Annotated in this window: 15 protein-coding genes; 6 read left to right on the top strand and 9 right to left on the bottom strand. The window is 47.0% G+C overall.

Features of this window, described 5'->3' with window-relative positions:
• Nucleotides 1–193: 193 nt before the first annotated feature.
• The 4 genes from ilvC to miaA form a co-directional block, all read right to left on the bottom strand.
• Nucleotides 194–1,213 (bottom strand): ketol-acid reductoisomerase, encoded by a 1,020-nt coding sequence (gene ilvC, locus FBY58_RS05495; protein ID WP_141919853.1) that lies wholly within the window; start codon nt 1,211–1,213, stop codon nt 194–196.
• 45 nt (nt 1,214–1,258) lie between these two features.
• A complete protein-coding gene (ilvN, locus tag FBY58_RS05490; RefSeq protein ID WP_141919852.1) occupies nt 1,259–1,771 on the bottom strand; it encodes an acetolactate synthase small subunit in 513 nt (170 codons plus the stop codon).
• 21 nt (nt 1,772–1,792) lie between these two features.
• Nucleotides 1,793–3,580 carry a biosynthetic-type acetolactate synthase large subunit gene (gene ilvB, locus FBY58_RS05485; RefSeq protein ID WP_141919851.1) on the bottom strand — a complete coding sequence of 596 codons (1,788 nt, stop codon included), beginning with the start codon at nt 3,578–3,580 and terminating at the stop codon, nt 1,793–1,795.
• Between the two features lie 151 nt (nt 3,581–3,731).
• Nucleotides 3,732–4,670 (bottom strand): tRNA (adenosine(37)-N6)-dimethylallyltransferase MiaA, encoded by a 939-nt coding sequence (gene miaA, locus FBY58_RS05480; RefSeq protein WP_141919850.1) that lies wholly within the window; start codon nt 4,668–4,670, stop codon nt 3,732–3,734.
• Between miaA and serB the strand changes: the two genes are divergently transcribed.
• From serB to FBY58_RS05465, 3 genes are all read left to right on the top strand, one after another.
• Nucleotides 4,663–5,544 carry a phosphoserine phosphatase SerB gene (gene serB, locus FBY58_RS05475; RefSeq protein WP_141919849.1) on the top strand — a complete coding sequence of 294 codons (882 nt, stop codon included), beginning with the start codon at nt 4,663–4,665 and terminating at the stop codon, nt 5,542–5,544. The genes miaA and serB overlap by 8 nt on opposite strands.
• Before the next feature lie 431 nt (nt 5,545–5,975).
• On the top strand, nt 5,976–7,418 hold the full coding sequence (locus FBY58_RS05470) for a cytochrome-c peroxidase (protein WP_141919848.1): 1,443 nt from the start codon (nt 5,976–5,978) through the stop codon (nt 7,416–7,418).
• A gap of 133 nt (nt 7,419–7,551) precedes the next feature.
• On the top strand, nt 7,552–8,898 hold the full coding sequence (locus FBY58_RS05465; protein WP_141919847.1) for a TldD/PmbA family protein: 1,347 nt from the start codon (nt 7,552–7,554) through the stop codon (nt 8,896–8,898).
• 49 nt (nt 8,899–8,947) lie between these two features.
• Here the strand turns inward: FBY58_RS05465 and FBY58_RS05460 are convergent, their stop codons facing one another.
• Both FBY58_RS05460 and FBY58_RS05455 read right to left on the bottom strand, forming a co-directional pair.
• Nucleotides 8,948–9,844, bottom strand: a complete 897-nt coding sequence (locus FBY58_RS05460; RefSeq protein ID WP_141919846.1) for a hypothetical protein — start codon at nt 9,842–9,844, stop codon at nt 8,948–8,950.
• Nucleotides 9,845–9,859: 15 nt separating this feature from the next.
• A complete protein-coding gene (locus tag FBY58_RS05455; protein WP_141919845.1) occupies nt 9,860–10,489 on the bottom strand; it encodes a carbonic anhydrase in 630 nt (209 codons plus the stop codon).
• A 99-nt stretch (nt 10,490–10,588) separates the two neighbouring features.
• On the opposite strand from FBY58_RS05455, the gene lipA reads away from it, so the two are divergent.
• Both lipA and FBY58_RS05445 read left to right on the top strand, forming a co-directional pair.
• On the top strand, nt 10,589–11,560 hold the full coding sequence (lipA, locus tag FBY58_RS05450) for a lipoyl synthase (protein ID WP_141919844.1): 972 nt from the start codon (nt 10,589–10,591) through the stop codon (nt 11,558–11,560).
• Nucleotides 11,560–12,003 (top strand): type II toxin-antitoxin system RatA family toxin, encoded by a 444-nt coding sequence (locus tag FBY58_RS05445; protein ID WP_141919843.1) that lies wholly within the window; start codon nt 11,560–11,562, stop codon nt 12,001–12,003. Before lipA ends, FBY58_RS05445 begins: the two co-directional genes overlap by 1 nt.
• Before the next feature lie 149 nt (nt 12,004–12,152).
• On the opposite strand, the gene FBY58_RS05440 is transcribed toward FBY58_RS05445, so the two are convergent.
• From FBY58_RS05440 to FBY58_RS05430, 3 genes are all read right to left on the bottom strand, one after another.
• Nucleotides 12,153–12,701, bottom strand: a complete 549-nt coding sequence (locus FBY58_RS05440) for a CinA family protein (RefSeq protein ID WP_260432179.1) — start codon at nt 12,699–12,701, stop codon at nt 12,153–12,155.
• 145 nt (nt 12,702–12,846) lie between these two features.
• Nucleotides 12,847–13,398, bottom strand: coding sequence for a hypothetical protein (locus FBY58_RS05435; protein ID WP_141919841.1), 552 nt, complete (start codon nt 13,396–13,398; stop codon nt 12,847–12,849).
• Nucleotides 13,392–14,552 (bottom strand): bifunctional 2-C-methyl-D-erythritol 4-phosphate cytidylyltransferase/2-C-methyl-D-erythritol 2,4-cyclodiphosphate synthase, encoded by a 1,161-nt coding sequence (locus tag FBY58_RS05430; RefSeq protein WP_141919840.1) that lies wholly within the window; start codon nt 14,550–14,552, stop codon nt 13,392–13,394. Before FBY58_RS05430 ends, FBY58_RS05435 begins: the two co-directional genes overlap by 7 nt.
• Before the next feature lie 151 nt (nt 14,553–14,703).
• On the opposite strand from FBY58_RS05430, the gene dusB reads away from it, so the two are divergent.
• Nucleotides 14,704–15,729, top strand: a complete 1,026-nt coding sequence (dusB, locus tag FBY58_RS05425; RefSeq protein WP_141920627.1) for a tRNA dihydrouridine synthase DusB — start codon at nt 14,704–14,706, stop codon at nt 15,727–15,729.
• Nucleotides 15,730–15,732 lie beyond the last annotated feature (3 nt).

The raw sequence follows: 15,732 nt of genomic DNA, 5'->3' as shown, positions 1-15,732 counted from the left end.
CATAAACGCTGGCAAGATAAAATTACCGTCTCTTAAGTCTTGTGACCCAAGTCTGATTTTAAGAATGACGGATTTAAAAATCAAAATTTTAGCTTTTGAGCGCTAGTTGGCGCTTTATTTTGGCAAATAACTCAACAAAAAAGCCGGAAACATCGTTTCCGGCTTTTTTGAAACAATCTAATTTAATGAAAAATTAGTTGCGAGCCTTGTCGACCAGCTTGTTGCTGGCAATCCATGGCATCATTTTACGCAGACGTTCACCAACCTGTTCGATCGGGTGAGCAGCCATACGCTTGCGAGCGGCTTTGAGTTCCGGCTGACCAGCACGGTTATCAAGGACGAATTTGCTGACAAAGCGGCCACTCTGGATATCGTCCAGAATTGCTTTCATTGCCTTTTTGGATTCTTCATTGATAACCCGCGGACCGGATACGATGTCACCATATTCAGCCGTGTTGGAGATCGAATAACGCATGTTGGCGATACCGGCTTCGTAGATAAGATCCACGATCAGTTTCATTTCATGCATGCATTCGAAGAATGCCATTTCAGGAGCATAACCAGCTTCGGTCAGGGTTTCAAAACCAGCCGTGATAAGAGCGGTCAAACCACCACAAAGAACAGCCTGCTCACCGAACAGATCGGTTTCAACTTCTTCACGGAAAGTGGTTTCAATAACGCCTGAACGACCGCCACCAATGCCAGAAGCATAAGCAAGAGCGATGTCATGAGCGTTACCGCTGGCATCCTGATCAACGGCGACCAAGCAAGGAACACCACCACCACGGGTATATTCAGAACGAACCGTGTGGCCTGGGCCCTTTGGTGCGATCATGAAAACGTCGATGTCTTTGCGGGGTTCGATCAGGCCGAAATGGATATTCAGACCATGAGCAAAGGCAATGGCGCTACCGGGGCGCAGATTGTCTTTCAGATCTTCTGCATAAATAGCAGCCTGATGTTCGTCAGGTGCCAAGATCATCAGAATGTCAGCCCATTTGGCAGCTTCGGCGTTGGTGAAAACTTTGAAACCAGCATCCTGTGCTTTTTTAACAGAAGCAGAATCGGCACGCAGAGTAATAGCTACTTCGGCGACACCGGAATCCCGCAAATTCTGTGCATGGGCATGACCCTGGCTACCATAACCGAGGATAGCAATCTTCTTGGACTTGATCAGTCCAAGATCAGCATCACTGTCGTAATAAACTTTCATTTTTAAGTCCTATTCTTATTCTAAACGCTTATATGCTCGGGGAATCTAAAAAGCATCCCGACCGCGCGCCATAGCGGCAATACCTGTGCGCGCGACTTCAACCAAGCCTAATTCACCCATTAGCTCGAGAAATTTTTCAACTTTTTCAGTTGTGCCGGTTACTTCAAAGATAAAACTGGCGATGGTCGCATCAACTACCCGAGCATGATAGACTTCAGCCAAGCGTAAAGCTTCGATGCGGTTATCACCGACACCAACCACTTTGATAAGCGCTAATTCCCGTTCGACATGGGGGCCAACCGCCGTCAAATCGACAACCCGATGCACCGGTGGCAGACGATCCAATTGATGAACCATCTGATCGATGACATGGGGAAGGCCGCTGGTCACAATGCTTAACCGGCTTATCGCGTTATCTTTCGTGACATCCGCAACCGTCAAACTTTCGATATTGTAGCCTCTGGTCGAAAACATGCCTGCAATGCGGGCAAGAATACCGGCCACGTTATCAACAGTGACAGAAAGCGTATGACGCTCTATCACTTCTCCGCTATCCATGATGGGTAAATTCCTTAATGATTAACCGCGAATTGTGGCTGCAGATGACGAGGAAGCGGAAGGGGTATATTCCTGCTTCTTGACATGGTTATCGGTGATATCCGATTCCAAAATCATTTCTGTCTGCCCCGACCCTGGCGGCACCATCGGTAAACAATTCGCTAACTGGGCAACCTGGCAGTCGACCAATACTGGCCCTGGCGTTTCCAGCATAGTCTTAATGCCATCTTCAAGCTGTGAAGGCTTTTCAATCTTTAACGCGTTCCAGCCATAAGCTTTGGCCAAAGCCACAAAATCAGGCAGCGCTTCAGAATAGCTCTGTGAGCGGCGATGATCATAAAGCAGATCCTGCCACTGACGCACCATGCCCATGAATCGGTTATTCAAAATGAAAATTTTGACCGGCAAACGATATTGCGCAACGGTCGCCATTTCCTGAACATTCATCTGGAAAGATGCTTCACCAGCAATCGTCATGCACAAGCTATCTGGATTACCAACCTGCGCCCCGATGATAGACGGGAAACCATAGCCCATCGTGCCCAAACCACCTGAAGTCAGGAAATGGTTAGGATCATCAAAACCGAAATATTGGGCTGTCCACATCTGATGCTGGCCGACTTCGGTAGAAACAATCGGGTTTTTACCTTTTGTCGCTTCCCACAGGCTACGAATAGCCTGCTGTGGCATGATTTCATTGCCCTGCTTGGTAAAGTTCAAGCATTGTTTGGCGCGCCATTCATCAATCTGCACCCACCATGCCGAGATATCCTGCATCTGGTAATGCTTTTCTTTCCAAAGCGTCACCATATCCTGCATGACAGAGCCAACATCACCGACAATCGGCAAATCAACATGAATAATGCGGTTGATAGAAGAACGGTCAATATCGACGTGAATCTTCTTGGCGTTCGGCGAGAAGCTTTCAACCTTACAGGTGACGCGATCGTCAAAGCGACTACCAAGCGCTACGACTAAATCAGCATCATGCATGGCAAAGTTGGCTTCATAGGTGCCGTGCATACCAAGCATACCCAACCATTGCTGGGAAGAGGCCGGAAAAGCGCCCAAGCCCATCAGGGTCGAGGTCACTGGAACACCCGTCAAATCGGCTAACTCACGTAATGCTTTGCTGGCATTCGGGCCTGAATTGATCACACCGCCACCAGTATAGAAAACCGGGCGCTTGGCTTTAGCAATCATATCCAAGGCTTGGGTGATTTCGACCGGATCGGCTTTTACCCGTGGGCGATAACCCTTATGCATCCGCTTATTCGGATCGGGCTTGATATAGTCGATAATAGCCGTTTGAACGTTTTTCGGAAGGTCGATAACCACCGGACCTGGACGACCGGATGTCGCCAGATGGAAAGCTTCGACAATCGTTTGAGCCAAATCTTTGGGATCACGAACCAAATAATTATGCTTGGTACAATGGCGGGTAATGCCGATTGTATCCGCTTCCTGAAAAGCATCTGTTCCGATTAAATTCGTCGCTACCTGTCCAGAAAAGACAACCAACGGAATGGAATCAAGCATGGCATCGGCAATGCCGGTTACAGCATTGGTGGCCCCAGGACCTGAGGTCACAATAACAACACCGGGTTTTCCGGTCGACCGTGCATAGCCTTCTGCTGCATGGACAGCCCCGCCTTCTTGACGAGCCAGAATATGCCGGATGCCTTCATCCTGATAAAGGGCATCATAAATGGGGAGTACTGCTCCGCCGGGATAGCCGAAGATCAGATCGACACCCATATCCTTGAGTGTTTCAAGAACAATGGCGGCGCCGCTGAGTTGGCGACACATGCTTTATTTCCTTTTCGAAACCCCATGACCAAATCGCGATGACTGTCATGGTCCAGTTTGTAGCCTTGATAATGGAAAGGCTAAAATGAAGTGAAGCTTAAAACAGCAAAGGTAGAGGACGGCCTTAAAAGAATAAAACTATTCACGTCAACTATATTGATAATAATTTTATTGCGGAATCGTCAATTTTTTTAAAATTGATGTCATCGAAAATTTTTATCCAACCTTCAGGCGTCTGATGACGGAACCACGTTCTCTGCCTTTTGGCATATTGACGGGTTGCTGCCTTAGCTTTTTCGATCATTGTTAATCGATCAATTTCCCCTCTTATATAAGACACGATTTCTCTTACGCCAATAGCTCGCATAATCGGTAATTCTGCTGACAATTGACGACCTACTAGTCGAATAACTTCTTTCTCGGCACCTTGTTCCAACATTTGATCAAATCTTTTGTCACACCGAGACCTTAAGATATCTGACGGGGGTATAATGATGAAAGATTGCAATTTTATTTCATCAGCAATGCCGCCCGTTTTTTTCTGCTGCCAATAATGCAAAGGGTGACCCGTTGAACGCTTCACTTCCAAGGCGCGCATAATCCGCGTTTTATCGGTTGGACGAAGTCTTTTTGCGGCGTTTTCGTCCTCTAACTGTAATGTATTATAGGCCTGTTCTACGGTCATAGACCGAACTTCAGAACGAATTTCTGGGTCAATATCTGGTATCGGCGCAATTCCTTCCAGCAAGGTTCGGATATAAAGACCAGTACCACCGACCAGAATAGGCAGTTTTCCCTTTTCATGGGCTTGTTTTATTTCTTTTTTTGCGAGTTCTGCCCAAAAAACAGCCGAAGCGGGTTCACTACCATCCTGAATTCCAAATAAGCGATGGGGTAATATTTTTTCGTCCTCATCGCTTGGACGGGCTGTTAAGATTTTTAGATCAGTATATAATTGCGAAGCATCGGCATTGATAATGATGCCGTTTGCTTTCATCCCCATTGCAATAGCTAATTGCGACTTGCCGCTTGCTGTTGGGCCTGCGATGAGGAGAACTGAATGTTTTTTAGGAGATTCGGATATGCTCATTGCTACATTGATAGCAGCAAAATCCTTGCCCGTAGATGCTCTTGATCATGCCCAATCAATTCTGGCCGCAAAAGGGGCTAAAATCGGGGATCAAAAATGGCTGGCACCAGAAAAAGCAGTTGATCTGTCTTTGGACGGTATCACTCTGGCTGATGCACGGGTTGTTTTTGCCGATTTTATGGCGGGCGTAGATGTTTTTGTCCAAAATGACGAACATCGTCGCAAAAAACTGCTGATATCCGACATGGATTCAACGGCTATTGCTGATGAATGCATGGATGAACTGGCTGATTATGCCGGTTTCAGAAAAGAGTCCGAAGAAATCACGATCCGCGCCATGCGTGGGGAGTTGAACTTTGATGAATCTCTGAAAGCCAGAACCAAGCTGCTGGCTGGTTTGAAAACATCAATTATTGAAGAATGTGTTCGCGACCGCATCCATCTGACGCCAGGGGTGAAAACCCTGATCCAGACAATGAATGCCAATGGCGCACATTGCTTCTTGGTTTCCGGTGGTTTTCTTGATTTCGCGGTACCGGTTGCCAAAGAAATCGGTTTTGAAAAAGCCTTTGCTAATACCTTGGAATTTGAAGGTGACACCCTGACAGGTCAGGTTCTTGATCCGATTTTAGGCCCTGAAACCAAAAAAGAAATTTTGCAGGAAGAATGCAATCGCTTCGGCATCAAGCTTGAAGAAACTATTACCTTGGGTGATGGTGCCAATGACATTCCGATGATTGAAGCGGCGGGTCTTGGTGTGGCTTATCATGCAAAACCACGCACGGTTTCACATTCCGATGCGCATATCAGCTATGGCGATATGACGGCGATCCTTTTTGCCCAAGGCTATACGCCTGACCAATGGGTAAAATAAAAACAATCGTCTTTTTTATATTCTAAAAAATTTAGAGGTGGCTTTATTTCTGTTAAGGCCACCTTTTGATTTATGTTTCTCTTACCGAATTGCCTTGCCTTAATGATTGGAAATTTTTGTAAATATAGCTAATATTTCCAATGAATTATCCGTTTAAATGGGCGTAAAGAGCCAGTATTCTGCTAAAGGCTTAATGATAACTATTGGCATCATCAAAACAGGCAAGAATTATTAAAAATTGAAATAACAATTATGTCTATTACTCTAAAAGGGACAAGGTTTATATCTTGGAATAATAGTCTATTTTTGTTAACTTGTGACAGAATAAGGGGTCAATTTTCTTCGCAAGGAAATCGGATACTATAATTTTGTAGCCGAGATTCAATTATCCCTAGCATTGAACAAGATAACGAGGGGTGAAGCAAGATTTTATGAATATTAAGGCTTTATTGGGTTCTGCTGTCGTGTTGGCGGTAGTTGCCTACGGGGCGGCGACCTCATATCTTGTTCATTACGACCATGAAACGGCGCCGAAACTTTCATCTTTGTCACCGACGAATAACAATCCAAAGGCCATGGCTGCTTTTGATACGATTGCAGAAGCACGCTGCGATTATTGTCATACCAAAGATACCAAATTGCCTTTTTATGCCAGCCTGCCAGTCGCCAAACAGCTTATGCAGCGCGATATTAAAAAGGGGCTACAGCATTTCCAGATTCAGCCGGTTTTAAATGCCTTGGAAAAAGGCGAGCCAGTTGATGAAGAATCTTTGGCACGGATGCAGTTCGTTGTTGAACATGATATGATGCCACCGAAAATGTATCTGATGATGCATTGGCATGCTGCCCTTGGTGAAAAGGGCAAAAAAGCTATGCTGGACTGGATCAAGGAAACCCGTATCAAAAATTATGATACGGCAGGGGTCGCTCCCCAGTTCCAAGGTGAACCCATTCAACCTATTCCGGCGGCTGATTTTTCGAATAAAGACAAAATCGCCCTTGGGGAACGCCTGTTCTTTGATAAACAGCTTTCGGGTGATGGCACGTTGAACTGTGCCAGTTGCCACGGCCTGAATAAGGGCGGTGTCGATAATCTGGTGACAGCAACCGGTATCAAGGGACAACAGGGACCCATTAACGTACCGACGGTTTACAATGCGGTTTATAAAAAGCTGCAATTCTGGGATGGTCGTGCAAAGGATTTACCGGATCAGGCCGCTGGTCCTGTGATGAATCCTTTAGAAATGGGTTCGCATGACTGGAAAGAAGTCAGCGCCCGTGTCATGGCACACCCCGGATATAAAGAAGCCTTCATGCGTGTTTATGGTGGGGAAGCCAATCAAGAACGCATTACCAATGCTATTGGGGCTTATGAAGCCACTTTGGTGACGCCTGACAGCCGTTTTGATCAATATTTGAAGGGCAACGAAACCGCCATCAATGATCAGGAAAAACGCGGTTATGCGTTATTCAAAGATCTGAATTGTGCATCTTGCCATGTCGGTAAGGCCATGGGTGGTCAAAGCTTTGAAGTCATGGGTCTGGAAAGCGACTATTTCGCCAAGCGCGGACATCCGACTGATGCAGATGAAGGCCGTTTTGCACAAACTCATAACCCATTGGATCAGCATCGTTTCAATGTGCCGACATTGCGTAACGTTGAGCTGACGGCACCTTACTTCCATGATGGCAGCGCCAAGACTTTGGAAGATGCCGTTCGTCAGATGGTGCGTTATCAGACGTCAAAAGGTCAAATTCCTGAAAAAGACGTTCAGGATATTGTCGCCTTTTTGAAAGCCCAGACCGGTACCTATCGCGGCCATAATCTGGCAACGATTACCGAAGCAGAAGCGGGTATACAGCCTTCTAAATAAGGTTTGATCCTTATTTCGGTCTTTTTATTAAAGAATAATGCCTCTCTTTCAGACGGACAAAATCCTTATGAAAGAGGGGCATTTTTTTAAAAATTAGCTGTTATCTCTTAACCTATTCGCTTATTCCAATACTATGTTAACTATATCGCAAGCAGAAGAACAGGCAGCCCGTTTGGTGGCTGCTGCATGTCGAGCCGGAGCTGATGCGGCAGATGTTGTTTTCGTCGAAGGTCAGTCTCAAGATGTTTCCATTCGTTTGGGACAACTTGAAGATGTTGGCCGTTCCGAAGGCGCCGAAATCGGATTAAGACTGTTTGTTGGTCATCGGTCAGCCAGCGTTTCTTCTTCTGATTTCTCACAGGAAGCTTTGGACGCTTTGGTGGAAAGAGCGGTCGCCATGGCGCGCGAAGCTCCAGAAGATAAATGGGAAGGACTGGCACCCAAAGAATTGCTGATGCAAGGCATAGGGCCAGAGATCGAAAGCGATGACGGTAAAGAAATAGCCCCGCCTGTTTTGCGCGAAATGGCTTTAAAAGCCGAAGATGCAGCGCGTTCTGTTGAGGGTATTACCAATAGTGAAGGGGCTTCCGCCAGCGCCGGAAGGACTATTTTCGCCCTTGCCACCAGTGATGGTTTTACACGCGGTTCCAGTTCTTCAAGCTATGGTTGTTCTGCCTGTGTGATCGCAGGACAGGATGTTCATATGCAGCGTGATTATGATTTTCACACCACGCGTTATTTTGAAGATCTTGATCCGGCCGAGATCATTGGTAAAAGAGCCGCTGAGCGGACGATTGCGCGCTTAAATCCGACACGGATTGATAGTGATCAAATGCCGATTATTTTTGATCCACGGGTAGGCAGCAGCTTTTTATCCTATCTTATTCAGGCCATTAGTGGCAGCGCGATTACTCGTAAAACCAGCTTTTTATTGGATAGCCTTGGTCAATCGGTTTTCAATGAAGGGATCACCATTAAAGAAGATCCTTGGAAGAAGAGGGGCATTGCTTCCCGTCTTTTTGATGGTGAAGGTTTACCGACCAAGCCACGTGATATCATCGAACAAGGCCGCCTGACAGGTTGGTTGCTTGATTCTGCGGCTGCCCGTCAGTTAGGAATGCAACCGACTGGAAATGCTAGACGGGGTGTCGGTGGCCCGCCTTCAACAGGTACGGCTAATCTTTATCTTGATGCTGGCAAAATTACGCCAGAAGCACTGATGTCGGATATCAAGCAGGGCATTTACGTGACTGAAATGATTGGCAGTGGTGTCAATATGATTACAGGCGATTACAGCCGTGGTGCATCTGGTTTTGTTATTCGCGATGGTCAGATTGCGGAACCTGTGGCTGAAATCACAGTTGCTGGTAATTTAAAAGATATCTTTATGCAGATGACTCCTGCCAATGATCTGCGTTTTCGTCGTGGCACAGAAGTCCCGACCTTGCGGGTTGATGGATTGATGGTCGCTGGCCAATAATTCTTTATGCCTAAGGCATAGCTGTCTTTAAAAGGCGGCTATGCCTTTTTTATTTTCGCGGAATAAGAGGAAGAATAGCGGGTTTTCTACCCCGAATGACCCAAGGACGCGCCAAGCATAACGCGATCAATAATAATCCGGCGGCGATACCGATAAAAGGCGGTAACGAGCGACCTTTTATCCATAGAAAAAGACTACTGACAAAAGGCTCTATCGCAAAAATAAGCGTCATTGGGAAAGCTGCAATCGCCTGTTGCGCTTTATTTAAGCAAAATTGCGCCGCCGCCATTAAAACGGCCAATATCAATAAACCGAAAAATACCCCTGAATGAAAATCAAGCGGTAACGGACGGGTCAAAAATAGCGCCGCAGGGGTTATCCATATCGTTTGGGTTAACAGGCTGATAATGGCCAAAGAAACCGGATCAATAATATGCTTCTTCAAGACATAATGATTGCCGTAAAAGAAAGCTGCAAGAGCCACAGCAGCCATCAAAACCAAACCATAACCACTATTCCAGCTTTTTGGCCAAACCGGATGCGCCATTACAGATAACGCCCCCAAAGCACAGAAGGCAGCTATCGCGATCGCGCTATTGCGCCATGAAAAAGCGGATTTTTGATATTGGAATAAAAAGGCAATAACGACCACAAACGCCATGATGGCGGCTGTTTGATGGGCGCCTATTTTTAGCAATCCGGCCATTTCAAGATAGAAAGAGGCCGATTGCAAAGACCCAATTGCAAAACCACAAAGCCATTTTTTACCCGAAATAGCCGGAGGATGGCCTTGCAGAATAATAAGCAAACAAGTGGCTAAGCCATAACCAATCGCCATCACCGAAGCAAAAGCGGTATGAGAAAAGGCTTGCCCCATAACCAAAGAAACACTGGTGTTAAGGAGCATAGCCAAAAGGGCTATCCCGAAATAAGCAAGCTGATTCATCGGGATAGGATAGGCCTAAAGTTTCGCGAATTCGTTAGTTTTCGGATCAAGAAGATGCAAAGAGCCATTTTCGATCGCAAACCACCCACCATGCAAGTTAAGCGTACCGGCGGCTTCGCGATCCTGAACGAAGGGGAAGCTGCGCAAATTCTTGATGCTGGTTCTAACGCCTTCATGTTCAAGGCGGCAGGCAACATCGGGTTCATGACCATGTTCGGCAACAACTTTATCACGCGCTTCATCCAACAAGGATATCCAGCTTTTGATGAAAAAGTCATCAGCTTCATCTTCGCTGCCGGTACCTTCCAAAGAAGCCTTAATACCACCACAGGCACCATGTCCCATGATCAGGACATCGCTGACTTCCAGTTTGGTTATGGCGTATTCAATGGCGGCTGACACACCATGATGGCCTAATTCTCTTTCATAGGGGGGCACCAAAGCGCCAACAATCCGAACAACGAAAATTTCACCGGGGTTGGTGTCAAATATCTGGGCTGGGTCAACACGACTGTCAGAACAGGCGATGACCAACACTTTCGGGCTTTGGCCTTTGGACAACTGTTCCCAACGGTCATGTTGGTCTGTCCAGTCACCGCTACGGAAACGCTGATATCCCATAATCAGTTTCTGAAAGTCTATCATAGAAAAAATCTTTCTTCATAGAATGAAAAATTTATAATTATCTTGTGCCTGTGTCTTGTCGGACTGGCAAGTAACGAAAGGTGTCGTTAAATATAGGGCATGAGTAAAAACCCCGCACCCGATGAAAGAACCAGCGTATCCGATTCTGGTTCCTCGATACTGCGTAAACCGGACTGGCTTCGTGTCCGTTCTCCCGGTGGCGCTGCCTTTAATGAAACGCATGGCCTAATCCGGAAACTAGGATTGGCGACTGTGTGTGAAGAGGCCGCTTGCCCCAATATTGGAGAATGTTGGAAGAAAAAGCAGGCAACGGTGATGATTTTGGGCGAAGTCTGCACGCGTGCCTGTGCTTTTTGCAACGTAAAGACTGGCCATCCTGACAAAGTTAATCCTTTGGAACCCGGCCATGTTGCCGATGTCGCCGCCGAAATGCATTTGGAACATATTGTTATTACATCGGTAGATCGTGATGATCTCGAAGACGGCGGCGCTTCGCAATTTGTGAAAGTGATCGAAGCGGTTAGGGCAAGAACCCCAAACACAACCATCGAAATTTTGACTCCTGATTTTCGTGGCAAGCCCGATCATGCTTTGGATATAATTGTCAAAGCGCGGCCTGATGTGTTCAATCACAATCTTGAAACCGTGCCGCGGCTTTACCCGACCATCCGCCCGGGGGCGCGTTATTTCACTTCGTTACGTCTTTTGGAAAAAGTGCGGGAACGTGATCCATCCATTTTTACCAAATCAGGTTTAATGCTGGGATTGGGTGAAGACCGGATAGAAGTAAATCAGGTGATGGACGATATGCGGCAAGCCGATGTCGATTTTCTGACCTTGGGGCAATATCTGCAACCAACTCCGCGTCATGTTCGGGTCGAAGAATTTGTGACCCCAGACCAATTTAACGCCTATGCGTCCACCGCCCGTGCCAAAGGGTTCTCAATGGTGGCCTCGTCTCCATTAACCCGTTCCAGTTATTATGCAGGGGCTGATTTTGCCCGTTTAAAAGAAGCCCGCCAGAAAAAACTGGAAAAGATCGCGGCTAAAAATCGCGGAAAGGATGCCTGATGCCGCATTATACAGAATCAAAAATACTGCCATATACGGCACAACAGCTTTTTGATCTGGTCGCGGATGTCACACGCTATCCTGAATTTTTGCCATGGGTGATCGCGGTCAGAATCCGTTCGCGTGAAGAAAATAAAATGACGGCCGATCTAATCGTTGGTTTTAAAGCTTTTCGCGAAAGCTTTACCTCTCAAGTGACGCTTGATTCACCGCATTTGGTATCCGTGGAATATATCGACGGCCCCTTATCGCATTTGCATAATGAATGGCATTTCACCGAGGAAGGCGAGGGAAAAACCCGACTAGATTTTATGGTCGATTTTTCTTTTAAATCGAAAATTTTTGAAGCGCTTGCCGGACAGTTTTTTGATCGGGCAGTTCAGAAGATGGCTCAAGCTTTTGAAGATCGAGCCAATAGCCTTTATGGCGCTTCAAAGGCCTGAATTTTAGAAGATTAGGGATCTAGCCTTTATATTGGGAAGCTCGCCCGAATAAAGGCCAGAGTATCTTTTAAAAATAAGGCCAGAGTATCTTTTAAAAATAAAGCCATAAAGCGAGCAACGTGCTTTATGGCTTTATTAAATAGACGATATTACCCTTGAGAAATCGACGCATCCGGCATCAACAGGCTAAGAGCGCTTAAGGCTGCCTGTAAACGGATACCTGAACGGCCAATATCACCAAAAGATTTCTGCTCGGCGACGACTTCGTTGGGATCAGCATCCCGTCTTGCTCGTGCGAAAACAACCGTGCCTACAGGCTTTCTTTCATCGCCGCCGGTCGGCCCCGCAATACCAGTAATCGCAACCGCAATATCAGCATCGCTCTTTTCAACGGCGTTGCGTGCCATGGCCCAAGCCACCGCCAAAGACACCGACCCGAAAGTTTCGATGACATCCTGACTGATATTCAATAAATCAATTTTGGCCTGATTGGCATAGGTGACGAAACCGGCGTCAAAAACATCGGAAGCCCCCGGTACTTCGGTCAAGGCAGCCATAACAAGACCGCCCGTGCAGCTTTCTGCAACGGCAATTCGCTGACCGGCGGCGCGGTTGGCATCTATGACCAGACTAGCGCGGGTAACCAGTTCATTCGGCAGATTGTAATGGATGCTTTCCTGCGGCTGTTTTGCTTCCATATTCTGGATAGTCTTTTCTATATTTTCACTATCTTGGGCAGAAATATCCTGTTGGTCTGCCTTTTGGGACTGCAACGCTTCATTTTCTGTATCAGAAGGCTGAGAGGACATGCCATCCGTCTGGTTGTTGTCCATAGTCATCGGTTTAATCTCCCGAACAAATATCAAAAGGCAAAATTCGCCCGACCTTGCCGAATTTTTTTATCAAGGTGAATGTGGAAATAGAAACATCCCCGATTTTGTTGGCAGGCTGCTCTGCCAAAGCGGGCAGAAAACTGTTCACTATTCCACAGGATTGCGGCTTCATTTTTTGGCTGACGATTCCGGAAACCATGGTTTCTATCGCCGTCCTTTTGCCCGCATCCCCCATATCAGAAACTGCCGACCCACCAAGACGGTCAAAGGCCGCCTTAGCCGTTGGCCAATCAGCTTCGCTTTCCTTACGGAAACGCTTGCTGAGGGCAGGTTCCTGTTTTAGCAAATAGGCATCACTACCCAATACCGAAGCGCATTGCTGCTTTGCACCTTGCAGCAAGCCAGGTAACGCCGTTTCCATTAAGGCCTGAGCCTCGGCATGGGTCATACATTGACTCTCTGCCGCTTGAGCTGCGGCAGACATAGCCCCTGTCCCGACAAAGCAGGCGACAAGCGCTATCGAGTGACGAATAACAGGATTCATGGAAAGACTAATTAGCACAAAATAGCAGGTAAGCGAATACTGGTTACGGCCTGCGCCGCAATACCTTCCTTGCGCCCTGTGAAACCCAATTTTTCGGTAGTGGTCGCTTTTATGCTGACCCGCTGTTCGTGTAATCCCAAAATTTGGGCGATATGTGCTCTCATTGCGGGTCTATAAGGACCTACCTTTGGCGCTTCACAGATAACCGTAACATCAGCGTGATCGATAATGGCACCCGCTTTTTTGGCAAGATTTACCGCATGTTGCAGGAATTGGGTCGAATTTGCGCCTTTCCATTGGGGATCACTGGGCGGGAAATGGGTGCCGATATCACCATCACCAATGGCGCCCAGCAAGGCATCCGTTAAAGCATGAAGGGCAACATCCGCATCGGAATGACCAGCCAGACCATGATCATGCGGGATTTTAATGCCGCCCAACATGATATGATCGCCGGGTTCGAAACAATGGACATCGAAACCGGAACCACAAACAGAAACCATTTTTTCAGTCATTTGAGCCTCGGCTACAGCAAAATCAGCAGGGTAAGTCAGTTTCTCTAGCATCCTGTCGCCCGTTACCAAGGCAATTTTTTTGCCAAAGGCTCGAACGACTTGTGCATCATCGGTTGGCTCTTCGCTGCCTGTCCAAGCTTGATGGGCCGCAATAACGGTTTCAAGGTCAAAGGCCTGTGGGGTTTGAACGCGATGAAACAGACTGCGGTCAACGGCTTTAGCTTCCTGATCGATCAAGGTATCGACAACAGGTAAAACTGGAATAGCGGCTTTCTCAGTTTTTAAAGCATCCAATAAGCGATCTATTACTGCTTTGGGCAGGAAAGGACGCGCAGCATCGTGAATGAACACCTGTTTGTAATGGCTATCATGTGCTGCTTTTAAGCCATTAATCACGGAATCGCGCCTAAAAACACCGCCTATAACGGGCGCGGGCAGGGATCTTGCACCAATGGCTTCTTTATATAAATCTTGATGCCCGTCTGCGATAACGACCTGCACAGTATCAATCTCAGGATGAGCTAGCAGGTTATCAATAGCATGTGCCAAAATCGCTTTGCCTGCGATTTTTCGATATTGTTTCGGTAAACCTTCACCGGCACGTTTGCCCTGACCGGCGGCCACAATAAGCGCAATATTTTCTGTTTTTTTCATCATTACCTGCCGAGCCTTAAGCTTTTTTTTGATGCTTGCAATATAGTTATCGGTTCTTTGAATTGCCGTTTTTATGCAATAGTTTGCCTTTTATAAAGCCATTTTTGGCAAGGAAAGCTTGTCTCTATTTTTAAAGCAAGCTAACCATAGCCGCATGACCAGCCGTGAAAACCAGCCCACAGATAATTTGATTTCGCCTATTCAAATAGGTTCTGTCCGGATTGATAATCCCGTTATTTTGGCGCCGATGACGGGCGTTACTGATTTGCCTTTCCGTCGGATTGTTCGTCGTTACGGCTCTGGCCTTAATGTGACCGAAATGATCGCCAGTCAGGCCATGATTCGGGAAACGCGCCAATCCTTGCAAAAATCCACATGGGATCCCGAAGAAGAACCGATCTCTGTTCAGTTAGTGGGCTGCACGCCAGACGATATGGCCGAATCAGCCAAACTCAATCAGGATCGTGGTGCGGCTATTATTGATATCAATATGGGCTGTCCGGTCAGAAAAATCGTTAGCGGCGATGCCGGTTCAGCCTTGATGCGTGATTTAAAGCTGGCGGCGACCATTATCGAAGCCACGGTGAAGGCTGTGACTTTGCCTGTCACTTTAAAAATGCGGATGGGTTGGGATTTGAACAGCCTTAATGCACCCGAACTGGCTCGAATTGCCGAAGATATCGGGGTTCAGATGGTAACCGTGCATGGTCGCACCCGTAATCAGCTTTATAAAGGGCATGCCGATTGGGCTTTTGTTCAAAAAGTCAAAGAGGCGGTATCGATACCCGTAATCGTGAATGGCGATATCAATAATCTGGAAGATGCCAAAACTGCACTTGAACAATCAAAGGCGGATGGCATCATGGTCGGGCGTGGCAGTTATGGAAAACCTTGGCTGTTATCCCAGTTGATGCAAGGGCTGACCACAGGTGAGGTGGCTGATGCGCCTTCTATTGACGAACAATATCGCACCATTACCGAGCATTACGACCATATGTTAAGCTGTTATGGCTCCGTTACCGGCGTTAATCTCGCTCGTAAACATATCGGTTGGTATACCAAGGGATTACCGGCTTCGGCGGAATTCCGTAATAACGTTAACCGTGAAGAAAATCCTGAAATGGTCAAAAAAATGCTGGCTGAATTTTATCGGCCTTGGTTAAGCCAGATTGCAGCCTGACGG

It is taken from the genome of Zymomonas mobilis, from assembly GCF_006715975.1.
GTDB lineage: Bacteria > Pseudomonadota > Alphaproteobacteria > Sphingomonadales > Sphingomonadaceae > Zymomonas > Zymomonas mobilis_B.
Note: the sequence above shows the minus strand (reverse complement) of the source record. Positions and strands in the feature narration are given on the sequence as shown.